The organism is Bacillus sp. JAS24-2 (assembly GCF_008274905.1).
GTDB lineage: Bacteria > Bacillota > Bacilli > Bacillales > Bacillaceae_G > Bacillus_A > Bacillus_A cereus.
Genome location: NZ_CP031069.1, coordinates 1 through 11,691 on the forward strand (window position 1 = coordinate 1; position 11,691 = coordinate 11,691).

Here is an 11,691-nt window from a genome sequence, read left to right on the forward strand (position 1 = left end):
ATGGGGAAATCATTTGTGATACGTAATCAACGTAGCTTAAATGGGGAAACAACAAACGCAGTTTTAGTAACACTAAAATCTTGGCAAAAGCTTGTGGAAGCATTTGAGGAGAAATACTACAGCTATAAAGATACATATTTGGAAGATATTCTGCAGCACATGACATACGAAGATCGCATTGCTGACGTAGAAGGCTTTGTCGAAAAAGCTAAACCATCTTTTTCACGTCGCGCAATGTCTACACTTGCAGAAAAAGCGGGAAGGAAGCATAAATTATACGGCATTACAAATGCAGATCTAGAAGTGTTCTTATATCTACATAAGAAATGCTTTACTAATGGTGTTATTCCCAATGTAACAATACATATGATGTGGGAAGATTACAAGCAATATAAAGAAGAGCTTGCATACATTCAGCATTCTCAATTCTATATCGCTTTGAAAAAGTTAAGCTTACATAACATTATCTCTATTGAAAATGGCTTAGATGGCCGATATACAATCAAACTGACTCATTTTATGAACGAGGAAACAGAAAAAGCAAATCCATACGTATATATTAGTCCTGTTGTATTTACAAAGGCTTTCTTTAAACTATCTGTAGCGGCTAAGAAATTATTCTTAGACATTGCGATGCAACAACATACAGAAACAACATTAAAGCGTTCTTTGGACAAGCAAGACGAAAGAGGAAACAAAACTCACTTCGGTGGGATGTATCGTTTCTTACATAAAAAATATCCGCATCAGATTCGTGCGGTTATCGAGGAATTAACAACTGCATTACCATGTACAGGGAATCCCCTATTCAAAATTTGTAAAATGCAAAAGGGTGTAAAGCATACAAAACGATATACGACACTATATCTGTCTATCCATTCAGACTTCTTATGTTCGAAAGAAGCTGGAGAAGAACAACATAGGGATCCATTTACACCAAAAGCTACCTATGCACGTAAAGCGAAGTTTATCGAAGCAATCCTACAAGAGATGAATATCGGTGAACTATCTGCAGACATGAATAAATTCATTCATGTATTAAAGCATACTTGTCATCGTCAGATTCGTAGTGTAGTTCGTGGCCTTCGTGATATGGTTGATCGCAAAGAAGGATACCCTACAAAACTTGTATATACATTGAAAAAACTATTGCATCAAACATCACAATATCAAATTCTCGAGACTGCAGCAAAAGAAGGTATCTACCCTCTTATTGCGCAGCACATACCAAAAGAGAGAAATAGTGACCGTGAGCAAGCTATCTTTAATTTTGGTTTACATTATTCTATGTACTCTCTTCACAACATTAAGAAGATGTTTAAGAATGTGCATGCACTACTGAAGCAGAAGTTTGCGGTACCAGTGACGGAAGAGTCTTATCACCGTAATTATCTAAAATACCAGGAAGAAACGTTATTTAGAAAATATGCATATGATCAGGGTGTTAATCTCCATGCATATATCGCTTTAGAAATTGAAATGCGTGAAAAACTAAAAGTTCGTGGTCATAAAGAACGCACGATTCCAAGTGATGTACGTGAATGGTTTATCGAGGCAATTGATAAGCTGCCACAAGAAAAACTTCGTGTTATTGAACTACCAAAGCAGTTTAATTTACTAGAGTTTATGCGTACCTTCGAACGTTTAGTACGTGCTGGAGTAACAATAACAGCTCCAGATCAGGTGCTAAACGAAATGGAAATAAAATAATAGTAATGAGCTCTCTATTTTTGAAAAAATCGAAAGTGGAGGGCTATTCGTGTTTGTTTCATTAACACCCCTTTTCTACTACTCTACTTATAAATACCAAATCGACAGGACTTCATATAAAATGGAGTCTTTTTTTATGCAATTCTATACAAATTCAATTCTAGCAATATATAACTCTCCACATAACACCAGGAATTATTCTTCTAATCTATTAAAACCTATCTTATAATACCTACAAAAAATCAAAAGGAAAATTATAAAAATAGTGGATATGCGGACAAATATGGTTCAATGTGAATATAATCTTTCTATAATCATTGTAATTACTAATGTTGTTGTATTTATCTAATAAAAATCATCAATAATAATGTGAGTTATGTGCAAATACTGTGTAATGTTAACAAATAACTACATTTTCTGAACAAAATGTGGATAATTGAACGCTAGATACTGCTGTATTTTACAAAATAAAGAAAATAAAGCCTATTTCTATAGTTGGATAAATATAAAGTGATTTGTATCAATTTCTTTCCGATTTCATGTAGAAACATGTGATTCCCTTTATGCTTTTTTGTAGAATTGATAGTCTAATAATCATTGAATTTCCGGATACATTTTCTACTATTTATGATTTTTTACGTTCCGACATCAAATTTTCCCTTGTGGGAGTAGATCTTTCCCCTATTTTTGATAACCTATAATAGTTTTATCTTTATTTCTTTTTAATATATAAGATATATATTTATAATAGATTTTATTATTACTAGTATGATTGTTAATAAGATGTCTGACCTAATTGAAAATATTTGTAAATTAAGTTATAATGATGTTAAATAAACAGATCATTACCCACATACAAAAGGACAAACCTATGTATCCCTACCAGGACTAGGTTTGTCCTTTTTTCATTTTAATAAACAATTTATATTGGGAGGATTGAGCATGGCTATACTAAAAGATTCGACTTACATAAAAATGAATACCTATAACGAAATTAGATTTTTTAAAGGAATTCTTTGGGGATTAGTTTTTGTGGTGCCTTTTTGGAGTATTATGATAGCTCTATTTATTTTGCTTTATAAATAATAATCAACATATCCAAAACGCAAAGGGTTGTTTGTCCGTTTGCGTTTTGGATATGCCAGCAACCGTGCGTAGCAAAGAGCGGTAGCAGGTCTTCAGCCTATTTCTTTTATAATATATCCTAAGAAATTAGGTGATTATAATGAACGAGAAGATTAATTTAGAAGAAATATTAGCAATCTTTTCTGCTTATTTAACAGAAAAAGGACGTAAGCAATCCACGATTGAACGTTATGCCTACGATATTAAAGATTTTTATAAGTGGCTAAGAGCAAATGAGAAACTCATACATATCAAATTATGGAGTGAACTACCTACAGAAAATTATCAGGAGTATTTCTATGAGCTAGAAAACAAGCGTAAATATTCCCAGAAAACAAGGCATAGAATATGGGTGCTTTTAAATTAATTGAACATGTTTTTAGGGCTAGATAGTCCATTAGATGATTTTCATCTCTCCTTAATTTCTAATCAATCACTAAGTGATAAAGATTTTATTACCGAATCGGAGGAAAATCATTTAAAACAAACGATACGCTCAATAAAGGGATTAACAGAAAGACAAACTAAATATAGGCACCTAATTATGGATAGAAACGCTTGTATAACTAATTTAATAGTAAATTACGGTTTGTCTTTACGAGAGCTTATATCACTTAATATGAGCCATATACAATTTGCTAGGAATACCTTAATTGTACCTGGGGAAGATGGGATCAACTAGGTCTGTCTCTTTAACTACGGAAGATACACAGCAACTTTACAAATATTACACGATTATTTTGGAACCCGTAAGGCCTAGACAACACACAGACAACCCTCTATTTGTGACATTTGATTTTAATCGAGGTACGTATCGTTGGGTGTATGAAAAGGATGCGCCAAATGCTTTGTCTGAAGTTGCTATACAAAAGATGATACGACTTGAAGTGAAACGAGCAGAGTTAAATAGGCGTATTTTTGCACAATAAATGAGGAATACATTTATTCTTCGCCATTAAACCTAACTTTTATAGAGAAACGCACCAAAAGTAGGCTATTTAATACACTATTTAGGGAACTATCCAATAAAAAGGAGGAGATAAAATGAGCGAAGAATTTTACAGAAAAGGAATAGCTTCTGATCCTCAGCTATCGCAACAATATGACAGGTTTCGTTTAATCGGACAACCGGGTTGGCGATTTTGTGATAAGTGCTGGGGGTTGTTCTTCAACGGCGATCCAAAAATAAAGGGTCACTGCCCTGCGGGAGGGGCTCATCATGCTCTAGGTTTTGTTTTCTATTTACCCCACGATGCGCCGGATACGGTAGGACAACCGGGTTGGCGATTTTGCAATAGATGCTGGGGGTTGTTCTTCAACGGCGATTTCAACATAAAAGGTCGCTGTCCTGCGGGAGGGACGCATAATGCTCAAGGTTTTCAATTCGTCCTTCCCCACGATGTACCAGACACGGTAGGACAACCAGGTTGGCGATTTTGCGATAAGTGCTCGGGAATATTCTTCAACGGCGATCCTAGCATAAAAGGTCTCTGCCCTGCGGGAGGGGCGCATAATGCTCAAGGTTTTCAATTCATTCTTCCACACCGTGGATTTCCAAACCCGTCAATAAGCATCCAACCCAAACCAAGTAGTCAGCGTTATATCGATGTCAGGGGAGTGGGTTTCGAGCCAAATCAGACTGTTCTCATCAATCATGAGTTAAAGTTTCACCCTTCAGGCGCTTTTCAGCCAGAGGGCATTCCAAGCAAGGTTTCCAGTGATTCTGAAGGAAGATGGTTTGCCCTCATCCCAATCGCACAGGATGTAGGTTATGTTAAGGTGAGTGCGTTCGATTTCGGTTCGGGCGAGACGGCTATAGCATCAATCGGTTAAAAAAATCGAAAAAAACTCCCAGGTTCTTTCTTTTTGTTCATTTATCATAGTTAATAGTATCAATTTGATCAAACATTATTCCACAAATACATTGATAAAATACTTGGTAAGCATATAGGTTAATAATTAACTCATGGAAAAGTTGTGCTTCCAACAGTGGCAAACTTACTGGTAAATCGATATAGAGGAAGCACGTCTTTATCTATTAACTTATATCAATATAAATCTTTCACTAATGGTCGTACACTATGGAATTTGAACGGTAGCGTTTGCTTTTCCATAGTCTATTGGATTAACTCTAATGTCCATAAGAGATATGCCGTCATAGCAGGTTTTTCTATCCCAATCTCGGAGGTTAATATATATTGGATTTGTACGATTCTCTAGTGGTAGTTAGGCAATTGTAACTTTAAAATAAAGTTTGATTAAAAGTATCGTGTTAATCTGTATTTTACGGTAAATAAAAAGAATCCATTTTGAAAAAGATGTGAACAGCTCCCTGTCAAGTAGACAGTGGAAATAATAAAAAACACTTTAAGCGGCTTGAACCCTATATTCTAATGGGCTTAAGCCGTTTAATTTTTCTTGGTAACGTTCATTATTGTAAAACTGGATATAATTATCTATCGCTTGTTGTAACGCTTCAAATGTCTCATACTTATGTAGGTAATACTTTTCACACTTCAACGTCCCCCAAAACGATTCCATTGGTCCATTATCTATACATTTTCCTACACGTGACATGCTATGAATCATTTTTGCTTTTTCTATCTTTCTCTTAAACCCATGTGACGTATATTGATACCCTCGATCACTATGAATCAATGGATGTTCATTCTCTTTTAATATAGTGATAGCTTGATCCAATGTTTGAAATACCAATTTATTATTGTTTGAATGTCCCAATACATAACTAATAATAGACCCATCATAAAGATCTAAAATGGCGCTTAAATACGTTTTCCTTCCGTTTCCTAATTTGAACTCCGTGACATCTGTTACCCATTTTTCATTGGGTTTGCTTGCAGTAAATTCACGATTTAGTCGATTTTCAGCGACATATTGCGCAGTTGAGGGAACATAGCGCTTTCTTTTCCGACGAATCACGGACTGTAATCCAGCAATGTGCATTAAGCGATAAATGCGTTTGTGATTAAACTTTTTATGATATATTCTATTAATATTTAATTTCATTCTTCGGTACCCATAAATGCCTTCTACTCGTGCATAAATAGCTTGAATATCCAGAAGAATTGCTTCATTCTCTAATTCTCTAGCTGTTGGCGTACGCTGTAGCCATTTATAATAAGCAGCACGAGATACACCGGCAATTTCACATAAAAGGATTACTGGCAAATTTTCATTCGCATGTAAATCTTGAATCGCTCTATATTTATTTTGTAGACGAACGCTTGTTAACGACGCCTCCTTTCGAGTTCTTCTAACTTTTTTAAAAAAGCATTTTCTGCACGTAATCGTTCATTTTCTCGTTCTAAACGTTTCATTTCCAGTTTAAACTTTTCTTCAGCTGTTAATTCATATTCTTCTTTCTTTCGACCGCGTTTATCTTGTAGTGCTTCTTCACCATTCGCTTCAAACTTCTTGACCCATTGATATACTTGTTGATAAGAAACTTCATAACTTTCGGCTGTGAGCTGATAGTTTTTCTGATGTTGTATACAGTAATTCACAATTTGAATTCGTTCTTCTAACGTTGTTTTTCTTCTACTTGTCATAGAGTTTGTCATTCCTTTACCGGTATCATTTAGTTCTCTATGACTATTATACTTTTTAATCCATTTTCTCAAAACCGCAGTACTGGATATATTGTATTTTTGGATAATCTTGTTTAACGAATCGTGTCCTGATAGATAATCATTGACGGCTGCTAACTTTAGCTCTTTTGAGTAACGCTTCCAAGAAAGTGCTTCTTCTAGGCCGTCTTCACCATTCACTTCATACCTTCTTTTCCAATCTCTAATCGTCCCAGGATCAACAGAAAACTTTGCCGTAATGTCAGCTATTGAATGATGACCATCTTTATAAAGAGCTAAAATCGCCAATTTTTCAGCTTTAGAATATTTCATTCTAGCCATAAAAAATACTCCCCTTAGATAAACAGATTTTTATTTTTTATCTGTCTACCTAATGGGGAGCATATCAAGATTGATCAAAATGGATTCTTCTCTAGCAGATTTAAGTTTGGTTTTTATAAAAAAGTTTGATCATTTCTACTTATGTTGTTCAACAATTGCGCCCTTCAATGGAATAACAAAAATTAGAACAACAGATAGGAATCAGCTTATTTTTTGGAACTAACGCACCCGTTAACTGAATAAGGAAAAATGACTTTAGTAACTTATTTTGAACTTTCTCCTATAATTTCTAGTATAGAAACGGAATAATTCGCCAAGTCTTGGACTGATATTGTTTATATTGTTCACCAAATAGTGTATCAAGAGTTCTCTCTTCAACTTTTATACGATACGAATACGCAAGGAAAAATAAAAAGATATTTATGATAATGGCAATGAACGAAGATGAAGATATAGCAAACCCTAAAAAGGTCAGAAAAGAACCTAAATAACCAGGATGACGAATATATTTATACAGACCGCTTTGAATTAACTTATGTTCCCCCTGCATTCCGACGTTCCTACTGTAAAATCGCCCTAATGTATTCATTGAAGAAAATCTAATCCATACACCAATTAGCCCAACAATAACACCAAAAAACAGAAATGAATTAACCTTATTTATTGTAAAGAAATACATAATCTCTGAAATGGTTATCATCAAGGCTAAAACTGCTCCGATAAAAAAACTAGAACCACTATTTTGTTTTTTTTCTTTAACAGGTGAGCTTCTATAAAATTCTAATAATAAGTACAGAAAAATAGGCAAATATGCAATAAAAAACATAATTCTCTCTCCTTTCAATAAAAGTGTCTAATGATTAACCCATTTATTTTTATCAATAAGGTCACGCAATTTGGATGACCCTAAGATCATATCAACACAGGTTCTTTTATCAATTTTTATTAAAAATTATCAATCTTTATTATAAATAATCGAATTTTATTTTAAATCTACAGCAATCGCATCCCATAGAAAAGTATCATTTTATACTATAATGGCCGATATACAATTAAACTCACTCACTTTATGAATGAGAAAACAAAAAAATCCATATGTATATATTAGTTAGAGTAGAAATGATAAAAACAACTCAAAAAGTCCAGACTTTCCTAAGGGATAAGTCTGGACCAATTTATCATATATAGTCGTTTGATTTACAGTAAATAATAGTTAAACAACTTTTGTATTCCTTTTAGATACCAAGTTGAATTTATTTATTTTTGTTTCTCATTAATTTTTGAAATAGAATCTTCTGAAGCTGAAGTTACATTGTGCAATCCAATTTTTCGATGTTCCCATTTCCCTTTATTAGTTACTTTAACTTTATCTCCTTGCTTAAAGTTATGACCTTTTGAAAAATCAACATCAACTAACTCTGATTTCCCTTCCATATTTTTATATTCTACAGTAACAAAATATTCCGCTGAAGTCATAACTGTACCAATTATAAAGTCTTCATTTTTTTCCTCATTAATTTTTGAAATAGAATCTTCTGAAGCTGAGGTTACATTGTGCAATCCAATTTTTCGATGTTCCCATTTCCCTTTATCAGTTACTTTAACTTTATCTCCTTGCTTAAAGTTATGATCTTTTGAAAAATCAATATCAATTAACTCTGATTTCCCTTCCATATTTTTATATTCTACAGTAACAAAATATTCCGCTGAAGTCATAACTGTACCAATTATAAAATCTTCATTTTTTTCCTCATTAACTTTTGAAGTTTTTTCTTGGTTGTCAATTTTCTGAATAATTGCATCCCTAGCAATAAGTGGTGCATTAATCATCATAGAAGGGCCGAAATCAGGGGCATATACATTCACAGTATCACCCACATTTACCTCTTTAAGTACATTATCAGACACAGAAGCTTCAATAGTTAAATTTCCGTTTGATACTGTAAGATAATCTTCATTTTTTTCTATGACAGTACCCGTTTCCGTTTGATACTGTTTTTCCAAAAAGTTTTTCTCTCCAATTTTTTGAATAATTGCATCCCTAGCAATAAGTGGTGCATTAATCATCATAGAAGGGCCGAAATCAGGGGCATATACATTCACGGTATCACCCACATTTACCTCTTTAAGTACATTATCAGATACAAAAGCTTTAATAGTTAGATTTCCGTTTGATAATGTAAGGTGGTCTTCATTTTTTTCTATGACAGTACCCATTTCCTTTTGATACTGTTTTTCTAAAAGAACTTGCTGTGAATAACTGAAATCTGTAACGGCAATTTTAGAAGGACCGGCTGCATGTACGGTTATGTAATCTAATCCAGGGAGATTTACTGTCATTAGAGTTCCTAAACTTAATATACCTGTTAACATTATTTTTTTCATATCTATGTTCTCTCCATTCTATTTTTAAATAGGTTAATCCAATTAGTATTTAACAACCAACCTGTAACTTGGTTAGTTACAGGTTGGTCAGTTTTCAATCTCTAGATATATGCACCTTTTAATCTGGATTCCTATCCGGATATTGTTCAAATACTGTTTCTAAAAATATGAAAATTACTTTGAAATTTACAACTAAAACTTTAAAACATATAATAGGAAATTCATTTAAAATTCTCATTTTCATTGTTTGGTGTTGAAATTAATTTTCCGATTGTTACATTTTCCAGTATTTGTTCCATTTCATCTTGTGCTTGAATAAGAATAATTTCTAATATAAATTGTATATTTGCACCTATAGGACAGTTAAACTTTAAATTTTCATGAGGTGAACAGATTTCCCCTTCTACTTTGCATACTGAACGATAAACATCCAGTAATGTGATACGATTTACATCTTTGATTAAATACCATCCCTCCACCTTATGATTGTTATGAATTATCCCTGTATCTCTTAGACATAATAATATACCACGGATAATTTTAGGATGAATACTTAGATTTCTCCCGATAAATTCCGAATCATATGAAGTTAATGGATTTTTTTTTAGAATAGATAAAATTTGTAACGCAACTGTTAAGCTAATACTAATTTTCATAATTTATATCCTTTTCATACATTAGATAACTATATTTAGTTAAAACCCTTTTTATTTTAATATCAAAAATCATATTTATTATTAATATATTGTACAGAGACGTGAGACTTTTCTGCATTAGATATTTCACCTATTACAAAGTCTTCATTTTTTCCTCATTAACTTTTGAAGTTTTTTCTTGGCTTTATATTTTCTGAATAATTGCATCCCTAGCAATAAGTGGTGCATTAATCATCATAGAAGGGCCGAAATCAGGAGCATATACATTCACGGTATCACCCACATTTACCTCTTTAAGTACATTATCAGACACAGAAGCTTCAATAGTTAAATTTCCGTTTGATACTGTAAGATAATCTTCATTTTTTTCTATGACAGTACCCGTTTCCTTTTGATACTGTTTTTCCAAAAAGTTTTTCTCTCCTATTTTTTGAATAATTGCATTCCTAGCAACAAGTGGTGCATTAATCATCGTAGAAGGGCCGAAATCAGGGGCATATACATTCACGGTATCACCCACATTTACCCCTTTAAGTACATTATCAGATACAAAAGCTTCAATAGTTAAATTTCCGTTCGATAATGTAAGGTGATCTTCATTTTTTTCTATAACAGTACCCATTTCCTTTTGATACTGTTTTTCTAAAAGAACTTGCTGTGAATCAGTTAATTCTTTAGATTTGGCATTATCATACTGGGTTGTTTGATATCCAAACCTTTTATGATAGACGGTTTCCCCATAATTCCCAACCTTGCTAACCTTTACTGTATCTCCTTCTTCAAAATCATGTTTTTTTGGTGCCCAAACGTAAACAGAATGATTTTTTCCATTATTATCATTATAATTTACCTTGATGTAGTCTCCATTTGCCTCTCTAATAATAGAACTTACTACCCCATCCATATACTCTTCTTTTTTGTTTGAAATTTTTTCTTTCGAACTATTAAGGTTTCCTCCACTTCTATTTTGAAGCGCATCGGCTTTAGCAGTTAGTTGTGCAGCTTCTACACGAGTCACTAATTTATCTGGTTGCCAACCATTATCAGTACCTTTAGAAATTCCTAAATCAATTAAAATACTTGCATATTTTTCACCCCAGTGTCCTTTTAAATCATTAAATATAGTTTTCTTTTCACTTTTTGCTGGGCTTTGCAATTTATATGCATTCACAAGCATTGTCGCCATTTCTGCACGAGTAACCTTACCCGATGGATTAAATAGACCATTGCCTATTCCTTTAACTATCCCTGCTTTTTCTGCTGCAGCGATATAAGGTGCTCCCCAATGATTTTGTGCATCTTTAAATGAAGGCTTTTCACTTGAGTTTATATTTATTCCTAACGCTCTTGTTATAATTGTGGTTGCAGAAGCTCTGTCTAATAATTCATATGATCCAAACGTGCCATTAGGTAGGCCATTAATAACATGTTTATCCACTAGATAATTAACCGACTGTTCTGCCCATTTGGGTACATCTGGGAATCTCAGGGTATCGGCAAATATATTGGATGAATATGATAATAAAGTTCCTGTAATAATTCCTGCTGCAATTAATTTATTTTTCATAGAATATAACACCTCTAAAATTTTATTATGGGGAGTTGGGGATTAAATTTACGACAAATCATTTTTGTGAATTAGATAAAATATTCAAATTTAAAATACCTCACCTTTAAATATAGTTAGTTAGTAAATATCACGCATAAAGGGAACAAAAAACAAATTATGAATGTAGGGTTTTAGTAATTCACTTTATTTTGAAATAATGAAAATTTAATAAACCCAACTCCGTGTAACCATTATAGTTACACCTATTAGTAAAGTCAATTACAGTACCCTTACACTTTTGTAAGATAATCTACTAAATAATTAACAAGGTTATGTT

At 33.1% G+C, this 11,691-nt stretch carries 8 protein-coding genes and 2 pseudogenes; 4 read left to right on the forward strand and 6 right to left on the reverse strand.

What is annotated here, in order from left to right:
* From DN407_RS27130 to DN407_RS27150, 4 genes and pseudogenes are all read left to right on the forward strand, one after another.
* Positions 1 to 1,710 (forward strand): hypothetical protein, encoded by a 1,710-nt coding sequence (locus DN407_RS27130; RefSeq protein ID WP_149216770.1) that lies wholly within the window; start codon positions 1 to 3, stop codon positions 1,708 to 1,710.
* Positions 1,711 to 2,652: 942 nt separating this feature from the next.
* Positions 2,653 to 2,796, forward strand: coding sequence for a hypothetical protein (locus tag DN407_RS31765; RefSeq protein WP_179955835.1), 144 nt, complete (start codon positions 2,653 to 2,655; stop codon positions 2,794 to 2,796).
* Between the two features lie 139 nt (positions 2,797 to 2,935).
* A pseudogene (locus DN407_RS32295) lies at positions 2,936 to 3,761 on the forward strand (site-specific integrase); the annotation flags it as partial.
* 118 nt (positions 3,762 to 3,879) lie between these two features.
* Entirely contained in the window at positions 3,880 to 4,668 is a 789-nt protein-coding gene (locus DN407_RS27150) for a hypothetical protein (RefSeq protein WP_149216773.1), read from the forward strand.
* 218 nt (positions 4,669 to 4,886) lie between these two features.
* On the opposite strand, the pseudogene DN407_RS32300 reads toward DN407_RS27150, so the two are convergent.
* From DN407_RS32300 to DN407_RS27175, 6 genes and pseudogenes are all read right to left on the reverse strand, one after another.
* A pseudogene (locus DN407_RS32300) lies at positions 4,887 to 5,061 on the reverse strand (phosphoadenosine phosphosulfate reductase); the annotation flags it as partial.
* A 141-nt stretch (positions 5,062 to 5,202) separates the two neighbouring features.
* Positions 5,203 to 6,764 (reverse strand): IS3 family transposase gene (locus tag DN407_RS27155; protein ID WP_149216774.1). Its coding sequence is split into 2 segments (ribosomal slippage): positions 5,203 to 6,131 and positions 6,131 to 6,764, totalling 1,563 coding nucleotides; the frame shifts between segments, so codons are not numbered across the junction.
* Positions 6,765 to 7,053: 289 nt separating this feature from the next.
* A complete protein-coding gene (locus tag DN407_RS27160) occupies positions 7,054 to 7,590 on the reverse strand; it encodes a methyltransferase family protein (protein ID WP_149216775.1) in 537 nt (178 codons plus the stop codon).
* A 431-nt stretch (positions 7,591 to 8,021) separates the two neighbouring features.
* Positions 8,022 to 9,149 (reverse strand): hypothetical protein, encoded by a 1,128-nt coding sequence (locus DN407_RS27165; RefSeq protein WP_149216776.1) that lies wholly within the window; start codon positions 9,147 to 9,149, stop codon positions 8,022 to 8,024.
* A gap of 221 nt (positions 9,150 to 9,370) precedes the next feature.
* Positions 9,371 to 9,805 carry an Rrf2 family transcriptional regulator gene (locus DN407_RS27170; protein WP_149216777.1) on the reverse strand — a complete coding sequence of 145 codons (435 nt, stop codon included), beginning with the start codon at positions 9,803 to 9,805 and terminating at the stop codon, positions 9,371 to 9,373.
* Positions 9,806 to 9,989: 184 nt separating this feature from the next.
* Positions 9,990 to 11,372: an S-layer homology domain-containing protein gene (locus DN407_RS27175; RefSeq protein WP_149216778.1), complete on the reverse strand. Its 1,383-nt coding sequence runs from the start codon at positions 11,370 to 11,372 to the stop codon at positions 9,990 to 9,992.
* Between the last annotated feature and the right edge of the window lie 319 nt (positions 11,373 to 11,691).

Excerpts from the sequence above, each read along its gene's own strand:
- DN407_RS27150 (WP_149216773.1), top strand. The coding sequence starts at position 3,880 with ATGAGCGAAGAATTTTACAGAAAAGGAATAGCTTCTGATCCTCAGCTA.
- DN407_RS31765 (WP_179955835.1), top strand. The coding sequence starts at position 2,653 with ATGGCTATACTAAAAGATTCGACTTACATAAAAATGAATACCTATAAC.
- DN407_RS27170 (WP_149216777.1), bottom strand. The coding sequence starts at position 9,805 with ATGAAAATTAGTATTAGCTTAACAGTTGCGTTACAAATTTTATCTATT.
- DN407_RS27175 (WP_149216778.1), bottom strand. The coding sequence starts at position 11,372 with ATGAAAAATAAATTAATTGCAGCAGGAATTATTACAGGAACTTTATTA.
- DN407_RS27165 (WP_149216776.1), bottom strand. The coding sequence starts at position 9,149 with ATGAAAAAAATAATGTTAACAGGTATATTAAGTTTAGGAACTCTAATG.
- DN407_RS27130 (WP_149216770.1), top strand. The coding sequence starts at position 1 with ATGGGGAAATCATTTGTGATACGTAATCAACGTAGCTTAAATGGGGAA.
- DN407_RS27160 (WP_149216775.1), bottom strand. The coding sequence starts at position 7,590 with ATGTTTTTTATTGCATATTTGCCTATTTTTCTGTACTTATTATTAGAA.